Here is a 24,883-nt window from a genome sequence, read left to right as displayed (position 1 = left end):
CGGTTCCCGCCAAATTAGCGGGCAGACACCTTAAGCACCTGCCCCACATGGACATTATTGTCCTTGATGCCATTGACGGCGCGCAGCTGGTTCACGTCGACGTTGTTCTTCTTGGCAATCGAATACAGCGTGTCGCCCGGCGACACCTTGTAGGTCTTGCCCGACGCCACGGCGGTCGGCTTCTTCTCGGCGGCCTTGGCCACGGCCTTCGGCTCGGCCTTCACCGGCTTCGCTTCGGTCACCTTGGGGGTGGCCACGGTGTTCGACTTCTCGGTGGCGTCCACGGCCGGCTTGGCCGTGTTCTTGCCCGCGACGGTCACGGCATCGCCGGTGACCTTGGCGAACTTGCCGCCGACCTTCGCGTTATCCAGCGAGGTGAAGGCTTCCGCGCGCACACCCTTGAAGCCCTGGTGGGCCGAGGTGGTGACGCTGGCCACGACGTGGCCAAACGGCGAGGCGTCGGCCGCGGCAAGGTTGGCGGCGGCCTTCGCGGCAGCGGCTTCCTTGGCGAGCTCTTTCTTGCTCTTGCCAGCCGGGCTCTTGGCCACGGCGGCTTCCTTCGCGGCTTCGGCAGCAGCGGCCGGTGCGGCAGCGGCGGCGACGGTCGGCGTGGTCATCGCCTGGCCCACGTTGCCGCGGGTGCCGACGGTGGAAGCGATCTTCGCGCGACGGGCCGCATCGCCGGAGGCGAGGGCGGTGCCATCGGCGTACGGCACCAGGCCGTGCGCACGCAGCAGCGAGCTGCCGGCGGACGAGGTCACGAACGCGAGGAATTCCTTCACGTCAGCGGCCTTCGGGCTGGTGTCGTTGCTCACCAGGTACAGCTCGGTGTACAGCGCGTAGCTGCCATTGGCCACCGTGGACATCGACGGCTTCACGCCATCAATGGAGAGCACCTTCAGCTTCGGGTTGTTGCCCGCGCCGGCGAGGGTCGTGGCGCCGAGGCCGCGACGATCCAGGGTGACGCCTTCTTCAAGCTTGGTCTGGTTCACGTACAGGCGCGGGGCGGCCACCGGCTGGTTGCCGCGGCCGAACAGCAGCTTGCGCAGGCTGAACTCGACGCCGTCGCCCGGGCTGGCCACCGCATAGAGGTTGATCGGGGCGTCGTCGCCGCCGAGGTCCTTCCAGTTGGTGATGTGGCCCATGTAGATCTCATGCAGCTGCATGAGCGTGATGTTCGATACCGGGTTGGACGGGTAGGTGACCATGACCAGCGCGTCCCACGCCACCGGCGTGAAGGTCAGCGACTGCTCGGCGGCACCGTTGCCCGCGCGGGCCGAGCCGGCCAGGTCGGCGGTGCCCTTCACCACGGCGTCGATACCCGAGGCCGTATTGAACGGCTGCAGTTCGAAATGGCCCTTGCCGGCCTTTTCCCAGGCCTTGGCGACATCGGTGACCACGCCGCGCGCGGTGGTGACGTCGCCACGCCAGACCAGTTGCGGCCCCGCGGCAGCAAGAACGGTGGCGGAGGCGCTAAGGCCGATCAGCGTGGCGGTAAACAGGCGCGCAAGACGAAGAGACATGGACGGCAAGAACTCCGGACAATACGGGGTGGCTTATTTGGGCCGCCATTGTGGGCTATACGCGCCGGGCGCGCACCATTTACGTCATCGCCGCATCCTGCCGGGGCCAAACAGAACAAAGCCTGTCTGATGAGATCAATCTCACGCGCCCGTCAGACGTGTCGTCATAACACCGCGTAATAGACGGCGTCGTCGCGGACGATGGTCAGGAGCAGCTGGCGGCCACCCAACGTGCCCGTGGTCGGCAGGCCTTTGACCCCAGGCACTCGGCGCTGGCCGATCGCGGCGAGCACATCGCCATCGCGCAGGCCGGCGTTGTACGCGGCGGAACTGCGCTGCACATTAGATAGCGCCACGCCATACAGCCCGCTGGCCTTCTGGTCGGCCGTCAGGTCAGTGAGCACCACGCCGGCCAGGCGCGCGTCCACCTTCGCGCCATCCACGGTCGCCAGCTTCGACGCTTCGATCGACGCCAGCACCTCCCGCGTGGCGCCCTCGCGCTGCACGCCCAGCTTCACCTTCGAGCCCAGCGGCAGCAGGCCTTCGGTGTTGCGCAGGTCCTGTGCCGAGCGCACCGGCTTGCCATCAATCGCGGTGAGCACGTCGCCGGTCTGCAGGCCAGCACCGTCGGCCGGGGAGCCGGTGGTGACGCTGGTGACCACCGCGCCATTGGTGTCCTTCAGCCCGAGGGCCTTGGCGATGCGCGGGGTGATGTCCTGCACCTCCACGCCGAGGTTGCCGCGGCGGACCTTGCCGTAAGCGAGCAGCTGCTTCATCACCCCGGTGGCCAGGTCCGTCGGGATGGCGAAGCCAATGCCGACGTTGCCGCCCGAGGGGGTGAAGATCATCGAGTTGATGCCGACCAGTTCGCCGCGCAGGTTCACCAGTGCGCCGCCGGAGTTGCCGGGATTGATCGAGGCATCGGTCTGGATGAAGTTCTGGATGCCCTTGCCCAGGCCGGTGCGGTTCACGGCCGAGACCATGCCCGAGGTGGCCGTCTGGCCCAGCCCGAACGGGTCGCCCACGGCCACGACGAAATCGCCCACGCGCAGTTGCGCCGAATCCGCCACGGGCAGGGCCTGCAGGCCCTCGGCGGGGATCTGCAGGACGGCCACGTCGGTGTCGGGATCCGTGCCGATCAACTTGGCCTTCAGATCGCGCCCATCCTGGAGGGTCACCGTGATATCGTCCGCGCCCCCCACGACATGGTTGTTGGTCAGGACATACCCCTTGGCCGCATCCACGACCACCCCCGACCCCAGGCTCTGCTCCACGCGTTCGCGCGGCACGCCCTGGCCAAACAACTGTGCAAACAACGGATCATCCGCATAGGCATTGCGGGTGCGGATACGCGTCTTCGTGGAGATATTCACGACGGCGGGCGTCACCTTCGCCAGCATCGGTGCCAGTGACGGCACGGGCTGGCCATCCACGGCCGGCGGGATACCCGCGAAAGCGGGCGTCGCCAGGGCCATGGCCAGGGCGGCCCCGAGGGCCGAAAAAGTGGTACGCCGGTAAATCCTTGCGGGCATTGAAAAGCTCCTTGGCTGGTGTGTCCTGGGCACGAGGTTTGCGCCTTTCGACCACGCATTTCCGGATGGGTTTCAAACCGTGAGACAGGTGTATCCGACACTTTACATCGAGCACCTCCGGGCGTAAGGTTCACACCGGCCGCAACCACAACATCTTGTGTTCCTTCGTTCGATAGTTACCAAGTGCTGGTGCTGCGGAGACTCAGGTTCAAGCTTCAAACCAGCGTCCGCAAAGGCATTTTGCCGGCGGATGCCGAAGGAAAAGGGATGGTCGATTTTGTCCGGGGGGATGGAATCGACGTGGTTGCGCCGACGCTACCAATAAGAACGGCCAACACAGGCCGAGTACTTGAGGACGACACATACATGAGCACCGCACGCGCGCAGGCCCTCGGCCTTGAATCGGCCATTCCGCTTCAGCCCGCTTCCTACGACATCTGGGACAAGAAGTACCGCCTGAAGGCCAAGTCGGGTGAGCCCGTCGATGGCTCGGTGGACGAAACCTACCAGCGTGTCGCCCGTGCGCTCTCGGATGTGGAAGCCACCGACGAGCTGCGCGCCCACTGGTTTGAGCGTTTCCTGTGGGCCCTGCGCCGCGGCGCCATTCCCGCCGGCCGCATTACGTCGAATGCTGGCGCGCTGGCCCACAAGCCGGCCACCTCGACGATCAACTGCACCGTCTCGGGCACCATCCACGACTCCATGGACGACATCCTGGAGAAGGTGCACGAAGCAGGCCTCACCCTGAAGGCCGGCTGCGGTATCGGCTACGAATTCAGCACGCTGCGCCCGCGCGGCGCGTACGTGAGCGGTGCCGGCGCCCATACCTCGGGCCCGCTGTCGTTCATGGATATCTACGACAAGATGTGCTTCACCGTCTCCTCCGCCGGCGGCCGCCGCGGTGCGCAGATGGGCACGTTTGATATCAGCCACCCGGACGCCAAGGAATTCATCCGCGCCAAGCGCGAAGATGGCCGCCTGCGCCAGTTCAACCTCTCGCTGCTGATCACCGACGGCTTCATGGAAGCGGTGGAGCACGACCAGGACTGGCCGACCGTGTTCCCGGTGCATATCAAGGAACAGGGCGAGATCGACCTGACCGACCCGGCCAAGGTGGTCTGGCGCGAATGGCCGACCAGCCAGAACTACGTCACCCGCGACGACGGCCTGGTGGCCTGCAAGATCTACGGCCACATCCGTGCCCGTCATCTGTGGGACATGATCATGGTCTCGACGTATGACTACGCCGAGCCGGGCTTCATCCTGATCGACCGCGTCAACGAGATGAACAACAACTGGTGGTGCGAGCACATCCGCGCCACCAACCCCTGCGGCGAGCAGCCGCTGCCGCCGTACGGCTCCTGCCTGCTGGGCTCGGTGAACCTCACCGTGTTCGTGCGCGACCCGTTCGGCCCCAAGGCTCGTTTCGACTGGGAGGAATACCGCGAGGTCGTCCGCGTGTTCACCCGCATGCTCGACAACGTGGTGGAAATCAACGGCCTGCCGCTGCCGCAGCAGCAGCACGAGATCCTGTCCAAGCGCCGCCACGGCATGGGCTTCCTCGGCCTGGGCTCCACCCTGACCATGCTGAAGATGCGCTACGGCTCCAACGACGCCGTGGGCTTCACCGAGGAAGTCAGCCGCGAGATGGCGGTGGCCGGCTGGGAAGTCGCCCTGGAACTGGCGAAGGAAAAGGGCCCGGCCCCGGTGCTGGCGCAGACCTTCGACGTCACCGGCGACATGCTGCGCAAGCGCCCGGAGATGGTGAAGGACGGCTGGAAGGTCGGTGCCAAGATCAAGGGTTCGGTGTTGCACGCCAAGTACTCGCGCTACATGCAGCGCGTGGCGACGGTGGCCCCGGAGCTGGTCGACGCCCTGGCCGAGACCGGTGCCCGCTTCACCCACCACTCGTCCATCGCCCCGACCGGCACCATCTCCCTGAGCCTGGCCAACAACGCCTCCAACGGCATTGAGCCCAGCTTTGCGCACCATTACTCGCGCAACGTCATCCGCGAAGGCAAGAAGTCCAAGGAAAAGGTCGAGGTCTACAGCTACGAGCTGCTGGCCTACCGCGCCCTGATCAATGGCGATGCCCTGCCGTTCTCGGAAGACCCGAAGTTCCGCCTGCCGGATTACTTCGTGTCGGCCGACGACATCAGCCCGAAGGAGCACGTCGATATCCAGGCGGCCTCCCAGAAGTGGATCGACAGCTCCATTTCGAAGACCGCGAACGTCCCCACGGATTACCCGTACGAGGACTTCAAGGACATCTACACCTACGCTTATAAGCAGGGTCTGAAGGGCTGCACCACCTTCCGTTTCAACCCCGCCGCGTTCCAGGGCGTCCTTGTCAAAGAAACCGATCTTGAGAACACCCTCTACCGCTTCGAATTGGAAGACGGTAGCGTTGTCGAACTGAAGGGTAACGACGAAGTGGAATACGACGGTGAATTGCACACCGCCGCCAACCTCTTCGACGCCCTGAAAGAAGGTTACTACGGCAAGTTCTGACCCCGCGGAGAGGGAAAAAAGTATGACGAATGAAAACCAGATCGACGAGGCAGAACTGCCTGCGAACGATGTAAGCGACACCACCGAGACCACCGAGACGCACGAAGTCCCGGTGTCCGAAACCGAATCCGCGACCCCCGGCCACCCGCCGGTCGTCGCCAAGAAGGTCGTCAAGAAGAAGCCGGTGGCCAAGAAAGTGATCGAGCCGACCCCGGCCCCGACCACCGAAGCCACCGACGTGGTCGCCTCCAGCGAGCCGGACTTTGACGACGAGCCCGTCGCCGAGAAGCCCAAGGCCGTCCGCAAGCCCCAGGCTGCAAAGCCGAAGGCCGCGAAGCCGCTCACCAGCCAGGCCGACATCGCTGGCGACGAGATCGCCGCGCACCAGGCTGACCAGGCGGAAGCCGCCGTCGTCGCCGCCCCGGTGAAGAAGGCCAAGGCGGCGCCGAAGAAGAAGGCGGCCGCCAAGAAGGCTGCGCCGGCCAAGAAGGCTGCTGCCAAGAAAGCCCCGGCCAAGAAGGCGGCGGTGAAGAAGGCCGCTGCCAAGAAGGCCACCGCGAAGAAGGCCGTCAAGAAGGCTGCGGTGAAGAAGGCTGCCGCGAAGAAGGCACCGGCCAAGAAGGCCGCGGTGAAGAAGGCTGCCGCCAAGAAGGCGCCGGCCAAGAAGGCTGCGGTGAAGAAGGCCGCGACCAAGAAGGTGGCCGCCAAGAAGGCTGCGCCGAAAAAGGCAGCGGTCAAGAAGGCAGCACCGAAGAAGGCCGTCGCCAAGAAGAAGGCACCGGCCCGCAAGGCAGCCACGCCCAAGAAGGTCATCAAGAAGCTGGTCCGCCAGGCCACCGTAAAGAAGGGCGCCGCGAAGAAGGCCATCAAGAAGGCCGTCACCCGCGTCGCCAAGAAGGCTTCCACCGCCCGCAAGGCGGTCAAGAAGGCAGTCGGCAAGGTAGCCCGCAAGGTCACCAGCCGTACCGCTCCGAAGAAGACGGTCCGAAAGGCCGCTGCTCCGAAAAAGGTCGCCAAGGCGGCCAAGAGGTCCACTGCCAGCAAGACCGGCCGTACGCCGGCGCGTAAGACCGCCGCCCGTGGCCGTCGTAAGTAAGTAGTAATTATCCGGCCCGGCGTACGCGCCGGGCCGGATATCCACCTGTACCAAGAGACAAAGACAATGGCGATCAAGATCGAAAAGAAGATCAAGGGCTACCAGGTAGTTAAGCCCGAGGACAAGACCACCGCAGCCGCCGCACCCGCGCCGGTGAAAGAGGTCGCACCCGTCGCCGAAGTCATCCAGATGCACGAGAGCCTCGAGCGTCCGGAAACCCTGGTGGGCAACACGTACAAGATCAAGTCGCCGCTCTTCGAGCATGCGCTGTACGTCACCATCAACGACATCGTGCTGAACGCCGGCACGCAGCATGAGCAGCGCCGCCCCTTCGAGCTCTTCATCAACTCGAAGAACATGGACCACTTCCAGTGGATCGTGGCGCTCACCCGAATCCTGTCCGCCGTCTTCCGCAAGGGTGGCGATGTGACGTTTATTGTTGAAGAGCTGAAGGCTGTCTTCGACCCGCGTGGCGGCTACTTCAAGGCCGGCGGCGTCTACATGCCCAGCATCGTGGCCGAGATCGGCGGCGTGATCGAACAGCACATGAAGTCGATCGGCCTGATCCACGACCCGGAAATGGACGAAGCCACCAAGCGGCTGATCGCTGAGAAGCGCGCCGCCTATGAGAAGGCGGCAGCTCCCAAGGCTGCGCCGGTGACGGCGGCTGTTGCCGAGGCCGTGGTCGATTCGCATACCAATGCGTCGGGCTTCCCGGCCGGTGCGACCCTTTGCGCCAAGTGCAATACCCAGGCGCTGGTGCTGATGGATGGGTGTCAGACTTGCTTGAATTGTGGGTATTCGAAGTGCGGGTGATGCACGCGGCGGCAAGATAGGAGGCGCAGCGGGGGATACTCGCTCAAACGCACGATCAGTGACGATGAGTGTGCTGTGGCGCGTCCAATCGCTGAAAGATGCTGTGTTCCACGCATCTGGAAACGGTCGAGTTGCCTTCCGACTCCTTGCAAGCATTTTGGACGTCGGTAGCCACCTGCGAAGAAGGGCAGCCGGCGGCTGTCCTTCTTCGCAAAATGCGATCTTCGCCAACTCGGGGGCGTCCACGGGCGTCCACGAGACGAGATTCCACGCGCGCGCTCAGCTTCAGGTCGGCGCGACGCCTGAACTACCACGGCGTCGAGAACGAGTGGCTGCTAATGCTGGGCCGATTCGGTAATCGTCAGGGTATCGCGGGAAGGCCAAGCTCTTTGAGGAACTGGTTGTGCGCCTCGGTAGCGGTGGCTATCGTCCCGGCGAGTGACATCAACTCGCGGTGGACAAGATCTAAATCCACCTCTTCCTCAATTTCAGACGTACTCACGTATCGCGAGATGTTGAGGTTGAAGTCGTTTCTTTCGATCTCATCCATGGTTACTCGGCGCGAGAAGCGTGGCTCTTCGCGGCGATGCTGATACGCGTCTACAATTTTCTCAATGTGTTCTGAAAGAATTCGGTTCTGCTTTTTCCCCTTGTCGAACTGCTCAGAAGCATTGATGAAAAGAATATCATCCGGCTTCTTGCACTTCTTGAGCACCAGGATGCAGACCGGTATGCCAGTCGAAAAGAAAAGATTGCTTGGTAGAGTGATCACAGTGTCGATGTGACCATCGCTTAATAGCTTGCTTCGAATGCGCGCCTCAGCACCACCACGGAATAAGACGCCGTGAGGGAGGATGATCGCCATCACGCCATCCTGCTTTAGAAAATGAAATCCATGCAATAAGAAGGCGAAATCCGCGGCAGACTTCGGCGCAACGCCGTAATTCTTGAATCGCACATCGTCAGCAAGCGACTCCGAAGGATCCCATCTATAGCTAAAGGGAGGGTTGGCCACTACTGCGTCGAAACGCGGCATCTTTGCTGGATTTGTCTCGCGCAGTGCATCCCAATCGTTCAAAAGGGTGTCCCCGTGAAAGATCTCGAACTCCGAGTCTTTCACGCCGTGCAAAAGCATATTCATTCGCGCAAGATTGTACGTCGTTATATTTTTTTCTTGTCCGTATATTTTTCCGATACCATGCGATCCCATGCGATGGCGCACGTTCAAAAGCAGAGATCCGGACCCGCAGGCGAAATCCATCACGCTATCGAGGTGCGAGCGCAACCCGGTTGCAGGATCTTGACTGTCAAGCGTGACTATCGCAGACAGGATCGTTGAGATTGGTTGCGGTGTATAGAATTCTCCGGCCTTCTTTCCACTCCCCGCCGCGAACTGACCGATCAGGTATTCGTACGCGTCCCCAAGGGTATCGGTATCGGTAGAGAACTGCGTTAGCCCCTTAGCAATCTCGCTGATGATCTTGCACAGTCGAGCATTTCGGTCTGAGTACCCTTTGCCAAGTTTCTCGGATGCAAGATTAATTTCTGAAAATAGTCCGCGAAACGTACTCGCGAACGATTCATTCTCGATGTAGTTAAGCCCGCTCTGGAGTGTGCGGAGGAGCTCGGGGTCCTGAGTGCGAGCCAGCTCTGCGATGTGCGACCAGAGGTAGTCGGGCCGTATTACGTAGTGCACCTTTCGGCGCATCTGCTTCTCGAATTCCAAGGTATCGGATGAATTTGAGGCATACCAAGCCGCTAGGGCGGCCTGCCGATCTTCGCCTCCGATGCTAGGGTAATCGGGCCCAAGTTCTTTCTTCGCCGCGGCCTCATAGTTATCCGACAAGTAGCGAAGAAATAGGAAGGCGAGCATATAGTCGCGGAAGTCATCGGCATTCATCGCCCCACGAAGCTGATCTGCTATAGACCAGAGTGTTCTTCCGAGTTTCTGCTTTTCGAGGTCGGTCATGCCGTATTTCCGTTTTGCGCCGTCGCGAGGTTAGGTAGGGCGAATTGATAGCGTGCTTGAAACGAATCTAAAATTTGACGAAAGAGTGCTTTGGTGTCTTCGACCATCTCGCGCGGCTCATATATCGCATACTGCCCATGGCTTAGTAGATTTAAGGCGCGAGCATAGAGGATTTCGTCTTCTACACCGTGAATGCACGCAGAAAAATCATCGTGCCCAAAGAAGGTCGCGGTTTTTTCGAGAATGCTACGGAGCATATTGAAGTGATACGTGTAAAAGTCACCTGACTCTGCGGCATGTTGGATCTCACTAAGCATCGCAACGTGATGGAAGAATGGCGTGTCGTTCGTTGCTCTAAGCGTGTACTGTCCATTTGGGCGCGTGCGATGAAGAAAGTAGCGCTTATGCACCTCACGCTTCAGTTCGTTGCAGACGACGTTAAAAAACAGGGCATGATGCGATGAGATCACGACCTTAAGGCTATTTACTCCTTTGCGTAATAGCCGAGCAAGGTCGCTTGCAACCGCGATTGCGTTGTTGTCGTCGAGCGACGAAATTGGGTCGTCGATGTAAAGATACTTGACCCATCCATATGACGGGTGCCCGTCAATAACGCGTTCGCATATAGCCATGAACAAGCACCATATGAAGATATTTTCCTCGCCGCGAGAAACCTTGATGTGGTCGCTTTCTGCCTTGCTGAATGTTATGAGCCATCGCTCGTAATCAACGTTGAAGTCGAAGTCAGTGTAGCGGCCGAGGTATGCTTGAATGTTTTCTTCGAGAGCCAACTCTCTGATGCCAGCAAAAAATCGTGATGCGGAATTTAAGCGCAACACTCGTTGGCTGTCATTAGCTAGGTCATTGTCCCAGGAAAAAAGGTCCTCGGTGAACGCGTTGAAGTAAAGCGTATCGGGGCGGCCCCTGTTCTTACGCTTCCCGGCATCCTTGAATTCCATCGAAAGTCGCGTCTTCCCTGTTCCATTGAATGCGTAAAGGAGAACGAAATTCTGAGCGCCGCCATTCAAGTCGTCGCGGATTCGCTGAACAAGTCGTCTGATTGAACCGTACCTATAGATGCTCACTCCGCATCCTCGACGTGCTCGCATAAAACTTTCTGCATCAGACCCGTTTTATATCGCTTGAGGGCATCGATCATCCTTGATTGCGTCGATATCAGCTCATCGAGAGAGAGTAGGCATCGAGCAATCTTTTCCTGCTCCGGCATTGCAGGGTGGGGCAAGGATATGCGTGAAAAGTCCTGAAAATAGAGCCGCAGTCTATCGGAGGTCAAGCCTCGAGAGTGAGATGCCAAGAGACGAAGGCTCCGCGGCATTTTGAAGTAGTAGTAATAGTACTGGGACAGGACGTCCGCTTGCGGTGTAAGTACAACGTAAGCCGGACTGACCATGCATTCCTCAGGCGCTACCCCGAGGGCGCCCTGCCACATGCGCATCATGTTATAAGCGATATCGCCGGCATTGACCTTTTTGTTCACTCCCGGGTCGGAAGCGTCGTCAACTCGACGCTCGAGAGACGCTCGCGGCACCATTCCGTCATTGACGGTTACCGAGTAAATTGGAAGATCGCTGTTGCCGCGCTCGGACCTGTTGTGGAAGAGGGTTCCTGCCTGCCTTACTCTCCACCGACGCGTGCGCGCGAATTCCGGGAATCGTATGGTTGGAGGTTGTGAGTCATCGGACGGGAATAGCAGACTGATCAAGCCCACCTTGTGAGACTCGAGTGCCGAGAGTTTCCGTGTGGCGGATGAGATGAGTGAGTCCGCACTGTCTAAAAAAGAGGCAATCTTTCGCTGCTCATCTGGCTCGGGTCGGGGCATACGAACGCCGAAGAAAGTGCCCTTCGTTATATTTAGAAGGCCATTGCTCCGGGCGCCACTTGTGATCTGAGGTTTGAGCTGGTGGCCATGCACATTGAGTTCGAAGGAATGGCGGAAGAACGCGTTCTCATTGCCTTGTTTGAACCGGAAGCAAATAAAAACATTAGGGGCGGCTGCCTCATCGTTCCCTCGCCATTCGTATATACATCCTTGCGGGAACTTCAGTGAGTTGCCCTTGTTGTACACGAAGTCCCCTCGTCCGATTCGGGTGTACAGTCGGTACTGATTGCCGGAGATGTCGCGCCCAAACTTCTCGGCTTGCGCCACAAATCCGACGCCCGCGGAAATGCTTACAGGCGTGAGCGCCGCTGTTCCCACGCGACGTTCAACGGGTGACGAGATTTCTGCCAGACTGGGGAGGTCCCAGGCCTTTCGGGATCTGAATTCGGGGAAGCGAAGTCGTGGGGCAATCGCTTCAGCTTCGCGCTGTAGATTGGTCATAGAGCTGCGCTTCTTAGTGCTCATAAACGTCCAAGCCAGAGATGTCGTGACCTGGCGAAAGGCGCTCAAGTAGCGGCGTCAGGTCATGCATAAAGGCAAGCTCCTTCTGAATGCGGGCCTTCCAGGCGAGTCCGAGTGGAACCATGAGGTCGCTGAGGGCCTCTCCGTCAAAGATGTGGCGACGAAGTATTTCTTCGACGAAGGTGTGAACTCGTCCTGGCTCGAGCTGGTGCTTGATCGCAAGATCCTCTATTGCTTCATCCTTCTTTCGGTCCTTGAATCGCTGATAGTCAGCGCGAATTTCACTCTCACCAAGAGCTCGGCCGACCGGGAGTGACCGAATATATTCGGCGATTTCATTCCGCTCATCGATGAACTTAGCGTCTGATTGGATTAGGCTGATCAGCTGATGTCGATCGAGCGTGAGCTTTCCCGGCGCTTGCAGGGTCATGCGCGATATAAGGCTCATAATGTAGTCGTAATCTATGATGCTCGAAGCAAACAGTACCAGTTCAAAGTCAAGCGACTGTAATTCCTCATCGCCCTGTGATTCACGATGTGAACGCGCTTCACCGAGACGGTGTGCGGTCTCGATATATGCACTTCGGAATTCATGGAGTCGTTCTGAATTCGCTATATCTTGGATCTGCGATTTCTGCTCGGACGTCAGGTCAGTATATTGCTCGAGTCGAGTGGCTAGGCGCTGCACCTCTTTGAAAACGCTAATGAACTGGCTGCGCGCGGTGTCCCCGTGGAGGTTCGCGACATCGTCGGGAACGCATCTGAGGCCCTGCGACTCCATGAAGATGGCCAGGTGCCCGACGGCTTCCTCGAAGGCTGCAATAACCGCGGGCGCAGATTCAACAAGCCATATCTCGCGGGCACTGTCGTTCTTCTCTCCGGAAAACAAGGTAATGGCATCTTCGACGGCCGACTCTTGTTGCCGAAAGTCAAGAATATTCCCATAGGGCTTGCTGTCATTCAGGACGCGATTTGTGCGTGAGAAAGCCTGTATCAGGCCGTGATGTCTTAGCTTCTTGTCCACGTAGAGGGTGTTCAGATACTTGGAATCGAAACCAGTCAGAAGCATGTCTACGACGATAGTTATGTCGATGTTGTCAGCGTGACTGAAGCCGGAGCCAAGGAACTGCTGATCCTTGATTCGCTTCTGTACGTCTTGCAGATATGAATCGAACTCTCCAAGACTATGGGCGGTGCCGTATGCCTCGTTGTAATCGTTAAGGATCGCGTTCAGTGCTGCCTTTTTTAGCTCCGGCTCCTGGCTATTGTCTTCCCGCTCCTGAGGAAGATCCTCTTGGATCTGCAGTACATCTCGATTGCCTTCTGCGGGCGGCGAGAATACACATGCAATGTTCAGCTTCCGGGGAATTTCGGCGCTCTCTTCCCTCCGCGATTGAACTTCCTTAAAGAGCTCATAGTAAGCGATTGCATCATTTATGCTTGATGTCGCGAGGATAGCGTTGAAGCGCCGAGCGTTCGTGGCCGAATCGTGCTTCTCAATTATCGCGTCAACTATCTTTTTCTTTGGCACGCCTCCGCTACCCGCAGGAACGGTTGTCCCCGCAGGCTTGAAGTAATCAACGTGAAACTTCAAGACATTTCTGTCTTCAATTGCGTGCGTGATTGTGTACTGATGAAGGCAGCGATGGAACAGGTCCTTGGTAGTCCGAAGTGAAGCCTCCTGACCTGAAATCTGCTGACTTGATGCGTTCTGTTCAAAAATCGGTGTTCCGGTAAATCCGAATAGTTGAGCGTTTGTGAAGAATTCTTTGATCGATTTATGATTCTCGCCGAACTGCGAGCGGTGACATTCGTCGAAGATGAACACCATGCGGCTCTTCTTCATACGCGAAAGCCGCTCACCGTATTTCTTCTTGCTCGTGCCGCTCAGCGCAAGGCTGAGCTTTTGTATCGTTGTCACGATGACCTTGTCGGCATAGTCTTCCGATAGCAGCCGGCGAACCAACGCTTCCGTGTTGGTATTCTCTTCAACGCACCCTTCTTGGAAGCGATTGAATTCCTCGCGGGTTTGGCGATCGAGATCCTTGCGATCTACTACGAACAGGCACTTCGCGACAGTCGGATCATCCTTCAGTAATGTCGATGCACGAAACGATGTAAGCGTCTTGCCACTTCCAGTGGTGTGCCACACGTAGCCATTTCCGCACCTTTGTTTGATGCAGTCCAGGATCGCCTTAACCGCGTACATTTGGTACGGGCGCATGATAAGGAGCTTCTGCTCGCTCGCTACGAGAACCATATACCGACTTATCAATTCACCAAGTGCGCATTTCGCCAGAAAGGTCTCGGCGAAGTGATCAAGACGGGTGACCTTGGAGTTATCCTCCCGTGCGAATTCATATGCCGGAAGGAAGCGTTCATCAGCATTAAATTCGAAGTGACGCTCGTTGTTATTCGCGAAGTACCAAGTGTGAGTTCTGTTGCTAACGATGTAGAGTTGAACGAAGCAAAGTAGCGTCCGCGAATAGCCATTACCAGCGTCATTCTTGTAATCGATGATTTGCTGCATTGCGCGGCGGGGGCTGACCTTCAGATTCTTGAGCTCGATTTGTGCAACGGGAACACCGTTGATCAGAATGATTAGGTCGTATCGGTGATGACTGTGATCCGTGTTGACTCTTAGTTGGCTAATCACTTCGAAAATGTTCTTGCACCAATCTCGAATGTTGACCAAGGTGTAATTGAGCGGCGTTCCGTCGTCTCGCTCGAACGCGTTGATATTTCGCAACGACTGAGCGGCCGCGAAGACGTCAGGCGTCGTGATGCTGTCAAGCAATCGTTGAAACTCACCGTCCGTCAGGCGAACGCGATTGAGATCTTCGAATTTTTCGCGAAAGTTTTTTTCCAGGCCCAGTCGATCTCTGATGTCGGGGCGGTGCGTGTACTTAAGATCGACCAGCCTCTCGATGAGTTCGTGTTCGATATGGCTTTCCACTACTGTCATGACGCGATCCTGAAGAGAACTTACTGGTTCTTGTGCGGGTGCACTTCGATCCGGTTGGGGTGGCGTGTACGCTGTCCGAAGTCCGGCGTCGGCGATTAACTCGCATCGGCTCCAGCGTCGTCGCTCGTCTTGCCCGGTTCCAGTCGGTGAAATTGGGCGTACGCCACAACTAAGGCCTCCACCATTGACGCAACTGAGCGTCGTTCGCGCTCCGCGGCCATGCGTAGGAGGGCCTTAATGTGCGCAGATGTCCTAATCGAAAGCGTCTCATCTTTATATCGTGCCATGGCGGCCCCTGATGTACTGCAAATGTACTGCATTCTACCTCACCTGGAGGCAGCCTTTGGGGTAATTCTTTAGCCTGCTGGAGCAAGGCATGTCGGGACTTTGCCTTCGCAATGCGCATTAGTGATCTTGATTGCCAGCGCGGGCTACGAAGCGTTGGGTGCGCGCTAAGTAGCTGGCATTACGGAGGAGTATGCCGTTAGCCGAAGACGCTTGCGCGCATTTGATAGAGGTCTGTACGTCGTAGACGTTCGCCCACTTTCCCGACACTGCTGAGAGACGATGGATTATCTTGTGGCATTTGACGCAGAGAAGGGCGGCGTCTTGCAGTCGGGTCTTCGCTGGGCCTCGACTCGACAGGGGCAATAGGTGATTTGCATCGAGGATCGCTTCATCAAGCCGAGAATCTATCGTGGCAGAGCACGTTCTGGATGTAATCAGGCCACCGTTCCTCGGAAATCAGGCTGACGCGTTCGAGGCCTGACTATTCCCGGGGAACTCGACTTTGCACGTGCCTCTCCACTGATAGCTGGCGTGGAATCGGCTTAGATTTTGCGGCGGTGTTCACTCATGTAATGCTCTTGCTGTTCTGAAAGTTGGCGGGGAGCAGTTGCAAGGTAAAGATTCCATTTCGACCGAACATCCTTCGAGAGCCGCTTAGAAACTAGAAGCATTCCCTCGCGGCTAAACGATATTAGGTGCTTATCGAATAAATGGTCGATGTGGGGCGCCAGCATAAGGCCGTTGAATCCGTCGAGGCGCTCGTAGTTAGTCGCATCCCTCCACGGCTTTATGTGGCTCGCTCGAAGCAACTTCGGGTCGGCGACGTTCGTGACGCGGCAGATAGGATCAATTGACGCGACTCTCGAACGAAAGACGCCCTGACCCACGCGAGAGCGCAGGATCTGTATTCGCTCAGTCTCGGGAATGGATGCATCTTTCGCTAGTTCCGCTTCGTCATCAGCGAGTCCTGCGGCCTCGAGCACACTTGGTCGCGACGGCTCCGCTGTACTGCCGAGACGAAGCAGTTTGAACGCGAGTGAGCTCGATATCTCACTTAGATAATTCATCGTGCCGTCACCATTCGCCTGGAGCGGAGACGGGCCTTGCTTGGGCAAGTCGTCGCGAATCAAGTCCATGTGCTCTCTTGGCCTGAATGCTTGACGGATGCGCGAGAACGTCACCGGTAGAAGCCATCCGTCGTCAGCCCAGTTCGCGTCTTTGGCATATGACGGCTTGATGTAACTCGACGCCGCCTGATCTACGACGCCAACGAAGGAAATACAGGTATCGGCGAACGAAAAGACGACATCACCCGGCGTCGCCCGGGTCATGTTGATGTATGGCTGATGCTTTCCGTGGTTACTTCGCGTCTTCGGCGACCAAAGCATGTTCAAGGCGGTCTCATGCTTCCAAGATTGGCCGTGATTAACCCACCAATACGCCATGTCAGCCGTCCCCAACTAGGCCGAAAATAGTTTCTATTCAGTTGAGAATATTCGGAATCGCGGCTGAAGAATAGGCTTGCAGTCCGGTCTGTCTGTTTCGTGAGGATGCACTGCGAAGTTTAGCCAGGAAGATTTCGTCGATTCAGACGTCCTCCCCCCGCAAGAACGATCAAACGCCCCATCCCCATCCCTCGTATGATCCCCTCACACCAAGGGGAACCCCGCATGCCAGCAGTCCAACGCGCAGTCTGGTTCATCGAAAGCCACTCATCCGAAGAGCTCTCTTTGGGTGATGTCGCTGCCGCTGCGGGCATCTCCTCCTTTCATCTGGCTCGCCTTTTTCGTGCTGCTACCGGTTGGTCAGTCGCCCGCTATATTCGCGTCCGTCGGCTTAGCCAGGCGGCCGCCGAGCTGGCTGCCCGGGCGCCGGACATCCTTCCGCTGGCCCTTGCTTCGGGCTACGGCTCGCATGAAGCGTTTACCCGTGCCTTCCGGGATGCCTTTGGCCTTCCACCGGAAGAGGTGCGCAAGCGCGGCCATCTCGATGGCCTGGCCCTCCTTGCCCCTGTGCGTGTCATGGAAGAGCCGGTAACCCAGGCACCTGCCTTGCGTACGGAAGTCATTGGCCCGCTGCTCCTGACCGGTATCGAGGCCTCGTACCTGTCCAGCGATACGGCAGGCATCCCCTCCCAGTGGCAGCGCCTGCACACCGAGCAATCGCTGGACCGTTGCCGTTACACCTACGGCGTGTGCAGCGCGACGGATGGGGAAGGGCGGCTGGATTACCTCGCCGGGTACGAGGTGGATAACTTCGGCCAGGCCCCCGACGGCTATCGGCGGCTGCGCCTGCCTCGCCAGCGTTATGTCGTGGCCCGCCATGAAGGGCACATCGGCTCGATCCCACAGACCTGGCATGCCCTGCTGAGTGACTGGCTTCCTGCGGCCGGCTTCACCCCCGTGGATGCCCCGGACTTCGAGCGCTATGACGCCGCGTTCGATCCCGGTACGGGTTATGGCGGCGTCGATATCTGTGTCCCGGTCGAGTGATGGAGCTGATCATGTTGAAGACGCTATTTAGCGGTTGTGCCGTCGCCCTGGCCTTTCTTGCCCTTTCCGGGCCCACCGTGGCGGCCGTGGGTGAGACCCACCGGTCCGCGACTACACCCACCGCGGCGCTGCGCAATGCCGACGGCTCGTCAGCCGTGCCCATCACCGTGTGGTATCCCGCCCAGGCCGACGCCCACGAAACCCCGCTGGTGATCGGCCCCGACGACGCCCCCTTGTTCGCCACCGGCAGCGCGGCCGCCGATGCCCCGCCCGCGTCAGGGCGCTATTCCGTCGTCCTGCTCTCGCACGGCTTCGGTGGCACGGCCCGCATGATGGCCTGGTTCGGCACCGCGCTCGCCCGGGAGGGCTTTGTGGTCATCGCGGTGGACCACCCCGGCAGCAACGGCCGCGGCCCGATCACGGGCAACGGCGCCGCCTGGTGGTGGGAGCGGGCGGAGGATCTGAAGGCCGCCTGGAAGACCGTACAGGCCGATCCCGAGCTATCGCCGCATATCGATGCCACGCGCCTTGGCGTGGCCGGTTTCTCTGCCGGCGGATTCGCCGCGCTCGTGGCCGGCGGGGCTCGCGTCGACGTCCAGCACTTCGCGGACTTCTGCCAGAAGCACCCCAACGACGGCGTCTGCGCACCCCAGCTCGAAGCCCCGGACCTGACGGCACGCAACATCGGCACCTGGCTGAAAGACCCCAGCATGCAAGAACGCTTCAAGGATGCCGCCGGTGACCACGCCGTACCCGGTGTGCGGGCGGTCTTCGTCATGGCGCCTGCGATCGTCCAGGGATTGGCGCCGGATTCGCTCAAGCGCATGCAGGTACCGGTGTCGATCCTCGTCGGTACCGCAGACACCGTCGCACCGCCGGCCACCAATGCGGACGTCGTGGCCAAGTCAGTACCGGGTGCGAAGGAACAGCGCCTACCGAACGTCACGCACTACGACTTCCTGGGGGAATGCACGGAAGCAGGGAAGAAGGCCGTGCCGCAGTGTGCGAAGGCGCGGCATCAGGAGGAGGCGCATAAGGTGGCTGTGGAGGAGGCACTCCGCGTGTTTCAGGCGGCGCTCGCCAAGTAGCGCTTCAATCACGCCTTGTCGCGTCATGGGCCGGTCCTCGCGGCGTCGGCTTCCTGAGACTGGTGTCGAGACGAACGGGGTATGCGCTCGCGTACGGGGAGTTCTGTTTTACAGGGCTTTATACCGGTCGCGCGACTAAAGCTGATGCTCGATCAACCGATAACCTAAGTCCCGACCTCACCTAGGAAAACCCTGCCATGGATACGGTATTTCGAGCGATACGAAAGCTGCTTCCACAACTTCCTTATCTCTCATTGGCTATCGCGCTGCTTTACATCGCAGGGCGTCAGTACAACATGTCCTATTGGAAGGGGATGGGTCTTCCGCTGATGATTTCGAGCCAGTCTGTCGCCGACACGGTCGCAGACGGGTTCGTTGCGTGGGCTATGCTGGTCTTCTCGTGGCTTCCCTTTAGGGTCGATCCCTTCTGGTTGATCCTGGGCGTCGCATCGGTCGGTGCCGGGCTGTTCTTCCTCGTTGAGACGTTGACGAGGCGGGGGCAGCAGAGGCGTGCCGAAGGGCACAGATTTCCCCCGAGAACGAAGGCCTCTCCTGCTGTAGACGCTGTGGGCGAAGCGATCATTCGTATCATTGAAATATTTCCCGGGTTCGCGTTTCCGCCGGTGCTCGTGCTGTTTACGTTTTTCGGCGGACTCGCTCTCGTCATTTCACCGATGAAGTCCATTGATGCTTTAGCCAGAAAACAAAGTTCCGTCGAGGCGACGAAGTACAAAGCTAGCTTTACGAAGCTGAGGGATGGCCTCGTCGACGTTTCGGTGGCGCGCTACCGAGCGGCTGGCGATAATACGGATGCGCTCGGAATCCCCATGGCTTGCACTGCGGACCGCTGTGCAATCATGACGACCTCGGGCCCCGTGTCCCTTTCCAAGGACAAGGTCACCGAGGAATATCTTCAGGCCGCAAATCTAACGTCTGCGTGTTATAGCGAGGCGGGCATTCTTAGCAGGCGCACTTAGTGCAGAGCGCTACGCGCGAGTTCTGGTTGCCGCCCTCGCGTCTTCGTCCCACGATCGCATGTTGAAGGGTCATCGGCGTAGGCGTGGGCTTAATCTAGTCACTGACGGATCCCCCTCAGGGGATCCGCGCATGCGCGTCTTTCATCGCAGCCTCCCAGCTCATCTGGGCCCTGGCCTCACCCAACTGCCTCGTCCCACGCGCGGTCATGGCCGCAATCGCCTCCAGCGTCAGCGACAGTTGCTTGCAATCGACCTCGTCTGCCTCGTGAACCAGATCGGCCACGAGCGTCATGACGCTGCGGGCGTATTGAAGCCACTGGGTGGCGTCGTTCAGGAGATCGTGAACACTCGGGGTTTGTTCGTCCGTTGTCATGGATTTCGTCCTTGCAGTCGTGGATGGCCCACGGTCTAACGTGGCGCGACGAGCATTCACTCGCCGCGCCACGGACCATAGGCTCGCGGGTTCACCGGCCACCCGTGTCCGGGTGCCGGATGGCTTGATTGACGAAGTGGGTGCGGCAAGGGCCGGACGTGAGGTGCACCAGGCGTCTCGCCTGCCTCATCCGATCAAGAATTACCTCAAAGCCGGACCGCGCCGCGGTTCGTCAACCGTGCCTGCAGACTAGGCAGGCGGTCCGTGTACCGGCGAGGTGCCACCAAGGGGATTCGGCGGGCGAGCGTCTGCCGTATGATCAGGGGTAGCCAAATCAACTCTCCAAAGTTGGTTCTGGTTAGCGGGCCAGGGGTGCGTCTAACACCTCTGGCTCGCGACTCTCACCGCGAAGAGCGGTGGTCACCAGCGCCGTAGCTGTGTCGGTGCGCTGGTGACGAGAGAAACCTAGCAGATCGTGCGTGTGTTGTGTCCACGCTATCGGAAGCCATTGAGGTTGGTGCGCACGAGCGTTGATGTGCCGTCGCTTCGGAAACAACGCACATCCCATCGGGTGACGTCGAAGCATCACGCGCCGATGCTACGACCTCAGAATATCCTGACTGCAGATGCGCCTTTCTGCGGTTACCGGTCAAGATACTCAGTCGGAATCCAGAACGCCGCTTCCCCGTTCGCGCCCGACACCTTCGCGTTGTTGGTCTTCTTGCTCACTTCAACCACTACGACGCTGAGACCACCCTTCAGCGGCGAACACGCCTTCAACGCGTCACTCGCCGACGCAACACCAGAGGCCTCACGCAAGCGCTTCACGACATCCGCGCTATCGCCGGTGGCCTTCGCCTCGACGGCATTGGGGTCCACGTTTTCCTGTCCAGTGCTCGCCGCATCCGCGGCCACCAGGTAGAGCATGAAGTTGCTATAGGCGGCCAGGGCATCCGTGGCGCAGGCGGCCACCGGTTCGCCGGGGGCGCTATAGGTCGTGACCTGCTGGCCAACCTTGCAGGAGACCTCTCCGCACGTCGTTGCGGCGGCCAAGGTGGCGAGGAGCGTAAGGGCGAGCGAAACGAGGATCGTTGATGTGCGCTGCATGCAAGAAGCTCTTGGGGCTGGGGCCGGATGGGTTCGTCGGAAACTATAGCCGGTGAGTCGCTGGTAATCTCACCATCCTCCGCTGCAGCCGCGCAGCTCGGCAGCGCGGAGCCAGGCAGCTGCAGTTCGATTTGCCGCATTCAACCAGCCAATAAGATCAGCACTAGGACGCCGCGTGATGCCAGCCAAAGCCCCTCCGCTCAAAGCCCTGGCCCACGCTACGGTGGCCGCCATGCTCCTCACCGCCCCCATGCTCCACGCCCGGGAAACCCCGCCACCGTGGCTTCGCAAAGACCTCGTGCCCTCGCTCATGATGGAAGCCGTGGACCAGGTCTCCGGCGACAGCATGCTCAATGCCACGCCGGCCATCTACGATGTCGCGACCCAGAGCTGGTCGGTCACGTTCATGCCTGTCAACGGCACGCCCTTCATCGGGACGCTCGACGAAACGACAGGCAAGGTCTGTGCGCACCGCCCCAACGAAACCGGGTGCCTGGGTACGGGAAGCGCGAAGCTCAGCCTCGACCTGGCAAAGGCATCGTACGCCCGGGAGGAAGAGGGCAGGCGCAACCCCGCGCCCGACATCGAAGACCTGTGGCTGACCGTCATCCGCTATGCGCAGCCGCCCGAGCACCTGCCATCGGGCCCGCGAACCGTCTACCTGGCACTCAGGGATACCAACGACGAGCGCGTTGTTCCGGCCGCCTCGTTTCTCGACAGCATCCACGTCGACGGCGTGACCTTCGTTCCCGCCAGCAAGGCGCCCGATATCCGCCATCTCACGTGGCTGACCATCGGCCAGCCTTTACCGAGGCCCGATGGCGATTACGACGTCACCTACGGCCAGGTGAGCGGCATCGGCGGCCAAAGCTCGACACTGCGTACGACCCACACGACCGCCGGCTGGCGTGTCGTCTCGCGGCAGCAGGGCGAGATGATGTGATCGCGCATGCCCATACCGGCCGCGCCGCGTTTTACGGTCACGCCTGTGCCAGAGGCGCATAGGCGGACTCAGGAATCTCCGCCAGCCGCGAAGGATGCACCTGCGCACTCAGCCCGTAGAACTTCTGGAAGTTCATGATCAGCGGTGACCACTTGTCCGGATCGATACGGTTAGCGTGACCCGCCATCAGGAGATCCGGATGAACATGGACGCGCTGGACCCGCACTTCGAAGAGCTTGATAAAGCCCCTCAGATCGTCACTGTCCTCGCCAATGCCGTGGACAGCCGCGACGACGGCTTCGAGCTGGATGGGGCATTCAAGCGCGCGTGAGGCCGAGACCGTGTCCGCCGCAAGTTTTGTCATGCCCGCACGGCCGAACTTGTCCGGTTCGTAGACATAGCCAAGCGCCTGCCTGAACTCCGGCACCGGATTGCTTCCGGTAGTCCGCGCAATGCGATCGACCGCGGACACCTCGTTCGCCGACGGAAGGTTCAGCACGCACTCGCCGGTCCGCATCAGGTTGCGTGTCGTCTGCGAATCCGCCGCAAGCCCAAGCACGCCTCGCCAGCCCAGCCAGAACGCCGAGGACATCGGGGCAAGGTTGTGGGTGCCGTCTTCGTTGACGGTGCTGATCAGGACGACGGGCGTGCCTAGGTAGAGGATATGGGGTTCGATGGTGACGTGGGGGCTGGGCATGGCCTTGGTGTTTCGCGACGGGGTGGCTCCATGGTGCGGAAGGGGCCATGGGTGGGCCATCCGGATCTTGTGCCCATTTTTCAGATAAATCGCGTAGTTTTGTGATGGTGTTCGGGGCTAGACTCGCGCGGCAACTTAGAATTGATGTCTACGGAATGGTGATCAGGAGGATCAGAGATGCGATCGGAAAAAGTAGCGCGCGAGCTCGCAGGGCCGCTTTATGGGCAGGAGCCGTGGCCCATCCGCTTCTACACTCATAGCTTCATGGCCGCGTGTTTCAACACGCTTGCCTGTAGCTTCATCTACAACCATTACCAGTTCGGTACGCAAAAAAAGGATTGGGCCGGGCGTATTTCGGATGGGCCGTCTGGCCCTCCGCCCAACGACCGTGGAGTTCTGTGGAACTCCGGGCACATCATCATGCCAAAAAAGGGCGAGACGTTTCCTGGCCCCGTTGAACTTGCGTGGACCTCTCTTGACGGAACCCCGTTTCAGGCTTCCGTGGATCTGGATGACCTCTTCAAAGAACGATTGGTCCTGCATAACGTTGTGCGCGAAAACGTTCAGGAGCCGTGGCTGAAGTACCTCGCGGTGCAGCCATTGAGTCCAAAGATCCTCGTTGAATTGGATGATCGGACGGTAAGTGTGTACATGAAAGCGATCATCGCGACGGTACAAGAGCGGGTTCCGGGTGAGCCGGCCACCCGTTTGCGTATCGAGCCAGTTCTGGCGTGGAAGCACACTTACTGAGCAGGGAGAGCTCACCATGGATGAGAAGAACTCACCGCTGACGGCGACCGGGTCGATGCCGGCGGTCACGACTACGCCAAGCCAGACCATTGATGTCTGTGGGATACCGATCCGGAGGATCAAGGATGCAATCTGAGCAATCGGCTCGACGGCTGGCGGGCCCCCTTTACGGGCAAGAGCCCTGGCCCATTCGTTTCCACGAGCACACTTTCGTGGCTGCCCTTTACAACACGCTCGCCTGTAGCTTCCTCTACAACAACTATCAGTTCGGTACTCAGAAGCGAGATTGGACCGGCCAGGTCTTCGAGCGTCCATCCGGCCCAGGGCCCGAAGACCGAAGTGCTCGCTGGAACTCCGGGCACATCATCGTGCCCAAGAATGGACAAACGTTTCCTGGCCCAGTTGAGCTGGCGTGGACCTCGCTCGATAACACGCCTTTGCAGGCGTCCGTGGACTTGGACGCCATGTTTAAGGACCGACTGGTCCTTCATAACGTTTCGCGCGAAGAGGTCAAGGAAGCTTGGCTCAAGACGCTCTCGATCCAGCCGGTGACCCCCAAGATCCTCGTCGAATTGAACGATCGGACGGTTAGCGTCTACATGAAGGCAATGGTTGCCACTGAGAAAGAGCAGGTCCCGGGAGATCCGTACACCCAGTCGCGTTCGGAACCAGTCCTGGCGTGGAAGCACACTTACTGAGCCTCGCGGCTACTTTTTCAGAAAAATCGCGTAGTTTTGTGATGGTGTTCGAGGCTAGACTCGCGTCGCAGCTTAGAATTGATGTCTATGGAATGGCGATCTGGAGGATCATGATGCGATCGGAAGAAGTGGCGCGAGAATTGGCAGGGCCCCTCTACGGGAAAGAGCCTTGGCCCATTCGTTTCCACGAGCACACCTTTTCGGCAAAGCGCTTCAATACGCTGACCTGCAGCTTTCTATACAACAACTACCAGTTCGGCACGCAGAAGAAGGACTGGACCGGCCAGATTCTGGAACGTCCATCTGGCCCGCCGCCCGAAGATCGGAGTGTTCTTTGGAACTCCGGGCACATCATTGTGGCCAAGGGAGGTCGAACGTTTCCTGGCCCCGTCGAGCTCGACTGGACGTCCCTGGATAACACACGCTTGCAGGCGTCCGTGGACTTGGACGCTCTGTTCAAGGACCGACTGGTCCTTCATAACGTTTCGCGTGAAGGGGTCAAGGAGACGTGGCTCAAGACGCTTTCGATCGAGCCTGTGGTCCCTACGGTTCTCGTCGAATTGAATGATCGGACGGTCAGCGTCTACATGAGGGCGATCATCGCGACGAACGAAGAACGAGCTCCGGGTGATCCGGACACCCGCTTGCGCTTCGAGCCCGTTCTGGCGTGGACGCACACTTACTGAGCAGGGAGAG

20 protein-coding genes are annotated in these 24,883 nt (G+C 59.4%); 10 read left to right on the top strand and 10 right to left on the bottom strand.

The annotated features are described in order from the left end of the window. Nucleotides 1–14: 14 nt before the first annotated feature. A complete protein-coding gene (locus FIV34_RS17805; RefSeq protein ID WP_139984860.1) occupies nt 15–1,523 on the bottom strand; it encodes a substrate-binding domain-containing protein in 1,509 nt (502 codons plus the stop codon). Between the two features lie 164 nt (nt 1,524–1,687). Continuing rightward, a complete protein-coding gene (locus FIV34_RS17800) occupies nt 1,688–3,055 on the bottom strand; it encodes a Do family serine endopeptidase (protein WP_139984859.1) in 1,368 nt (455 codons plus the stop codon). Between the two features lie 366 nt (nt 3,056–3,421). Between FIV34_RS17800 and FIV34_RS17795 the strand changes: the two genes are divergently transcribed. The 3 genes from FIV34_RS17795 (at nt 3,422) to FIV34_RS17785 (ending at nt 7,478) form a co-directional block, all read left to right on the top strand. Further along, complete coding sequence (locus tag FIV34_RS17795; RefSeq protein WP_139984858.1) at nt 3,422–5,566, top strand: adenosylcobalamin-dependent ribonucleoside-diphosphate reductase; 2,145 nt, start codon at nt 3,422–3,424, stop codon at nt 5,564–5,566. A 22-nt stretch (nt 5,567–5,588) separates the two neighbouring features. Continuing rightward, nucleotides 5,589–6,662 carry a hypothetical protein gene (locus tag FIV34_RS21150; RefSeq protein ID WP_246058667.1) on the top strand — a complete coding sequence of 358 codons (1,074 nt, stop codon included), beginning with the start codon at nt 5,589–5,591 and terminating at the stop codon, nt 6,660–6,662. A 66-nt stretch (nt 6,663–6,728) separates the two neighbouring features. After that, nucleotides 6,729–7,478, top strand: coding sequence for a TSCPD domain-containing protein (locus tag FIV34_RS17785; protein WP_139984857.1), 750 nt, complete (start codon nt 6,729–6,731; stop codon nt 7,476–7,478). 361 nt (nt 7,479–7,839) lie between these two features. Here the strand turns inward: FIV34_RS17785 and FIV34_RS17780 are convergent, their stop codons facing one another. From FIV34_RS17780 to FIV34_RS17755, 5 genes are all read right to left on the bottom strand, one after another. Next, a complete protein-coding gene (locus FIV34_RS17780) occupies nt 7,840–9,447 on the bottom strand; it encodes a type I restriction-modification system subunit M (RefSeq protein ID WP_139984856.1) in 1,608 nt (535 codons plus the stop codon). Beyond that, nucleotides 9,444–10,406, bottom strand: coding sequence for an AAA family ATPase (locus FIV34_RS17775; RefSeq protein WP_211352656.1), 963 nt, complete (start codon nt 10,404–10,406; stop codon nt 9,444–9,446). Before FIV34_RS17775 ends, FIV34_RS17780 begins: the two co-directional genes overlap by 4 nt. 122 nt (nt 10,407–10,528) lie before the next feature. Further along, nucleotides 10,529–11,812 carry a restriction endonuclease subunit S gene (locus FIV34_RS17770; RefSeq protein ID WP_139984854.1) on the bottom strand — a complete coding sequence of 428 codons (1,284 nt, stop codon included), beginning with the start codon at nt 11,810–11,812 and terminating at the stop codon, nt 10,529–10,531. Further along, nucleotides 11,802–14,774, bottom strand: coding sequence for a type I restriction endonuclease subunit R (locus FIV34_RS17765; RefSeq protein WP_139984853.1), 2,973 nt, complete (start codon nt 14,772–14,774; stop codon nt 11,802–11,804). Before FIV34_RS17765 ends, FIV34_RS17770 begins: the two co-directional genes overlap by 11 nt. 830 nt (nt 14,775–15,604) lie before the next feature. Continuing rightward, nucleotides 15,605–16,450: an HNH endonuclease gene (locus FIV34_RS17755; RefSeq protein ID WP_246058840.1), complete on the bottom strand. Its 846-nt coding sequence runs from the start codon at nt 16,448–16,450 to the stop codon at nt 15,605–15,607. A 282-nt stretch (nt 16,451–16,732) separates the two neighbouring features. On the opposite strand from FIV34_RS17755, the gene FIV34_RS17750 reads away from it, so the two are divergent. From FIV34_RS17750 to FIV34_RS17740, 3 genes are all read left to right on the top strand, one after another. Next, nucleotides 16,733–17,554: an AraC family transcriptional regulator gene (locus FIV34_RS17750; protein WP_139984850.1), complete on the top strand. Its 822-nt coding sequence runs from the start codon at nt 16,733–16,735 to the stop codon at nt 17,552–17,554. Nucleotides 17,555–17,565: 11 nt separating this feature from the next. After that, nucleotides 17,566–18,642, top strand: a complete 1,077-nt coding sequence (locus FIV34_RS17745) for an alpha/beta hydrolase family protein (protein WP_139984849.1) — start codon at nt 17,566–17,568, stop codon at nt 18,640–18,642. 197 nt (nt 18,643–18,839) lie between these two features. Continuing rightward, nucleotides 18,840–19,619 (top strand): hypothetical protein, encoded by a 780-nt coding sequence (locus FIV34_RS17740; RefSeq protein WP_139984848.1) that lies wholly within the window; start codon nt 18,840–18,842, stop codon nt 19,617–19,619. A gap of 115 nt (nt 19,620–19,734) precedes the next feature. On the opposite strand, the gene FIV34_RS17735 is transcribed toward FIV34_RS17740, so the two are convergent. Together FIV34_RS17735 and FIV34_RS17730 are read right to left on the bottom strand one after the other, a co-directional pair. Next, complete coding sequence (locus FIV34_RS17735; protein WP_139984847.1) at nt 19,735–19,992, bottom strand: hypothetical protein; 258 nt, start codon at nt 19,990–19,992, stop codon at nt 19,735–19,737. 642 nt (nt 19,993–20,634) lie between these two features. Beyond that, the gene (locus tag FIV34_RS17730; RefSeq protein ID WP_139984846.1) at nt 20,635–21,099 is read right to left on the bottom strand and encodes a hypothetical protein; all 465 of its coding nucleotides are present in this window, start codon (nt 21,097–21,099) and stop codon (nt 20,635–20,637) included. A gap of 178 nt (nt 21,100–21,277) precedes the next feature. Between FIV34_RS17730 and FIV34_RS17725 the strand changes: the two genes are divergently transcribed. Then, nucleotides 21,278–22,042: a hypothetical protein gene (locus tag FIV34_RS17725; RefSeq protein WP_139984845.1), complete on the top strand. Its 765-nt coding sequence runs from the start codon at nt 21,278–21,280 to the stop codon at nt 22,040–22,042. Nucleotides 22,043–22,079: 37 nt separating this feature from the next. On the opposite strand, the gene FIV34_RS17720 is transcribed toward FIV34_RS17725, so the two are convergent. Beyond that, nucleotides 22,080–22,739, bottom strand: a complete 660-nt coding sequence (locus FIV34_RS17720) for a flavin reductase family protein (protein ID WP_139984844.1) — start codon at nt 22,737–22,739, stop codon at nt 22,080–22,082. A gap of 177 nt (nt 22,740–22,916) precedes the next feature. Here FIV34_RS17720 and FIV34_RS17715 point away from each other — a divergent pair, with 177 nt between their 5' ends. The 3 genes from FIV34_RS17715 (at nt 22,917) to FIV34_RS17705 (ending at nt 24,873) form a co-directional block, all read left to right on the top strand. Next, a complete protein-coding gene (locus tag FIV34_RS17715) occupies nt 22,917–23,489 on the top strand; it encodes a hypothetical protein (RefSeq protein WP_139984843.1) in 573 nt (190 codons plus the stop codon). Nucleotides 23,490–23,614: 125 nt separating this feature from the next. Further along, complete coding sequence (locus FIV34_RS17710) at nt 23,615–24,187, top strand: hypothetical protein (protein ID WP_139984842.1); 573 nt, start codon at nt 23,615–23,617, stop codon at nt 24,185–24,187. Continuing rightward, a complete protein-coding gene (locus tag FIV34_RS17705) occupies nt 24,169–24,873 on the top strand; it encodes a hypothetical protein (protein ID WP_139984841.1) in 705 nt (234 codons plus the stop codon). The genes FIV34_RS17710 and FIV34_RS17705 overlap by 19 nt, the downstream gene beginning before the upstream one ends. Nucleotides 24,874–24,883: the final 10 nt, after the last annotated feature.

Origin of the sequence: Luteibacter pinisoli (genome assembly GCF_006385595.1) — a bacterium.
GTDB classification, from domain to species: domain Bacteria; phylum Pseudomonadota; class Gammaproteobacteria; order Xanthomonadales; family Rhodanobacteraceae; genus Luteibacter; species Luteibacter pinisoli.
This window is presented reverse-complemented; position numbering and strand designations above follow the sequence as displayed.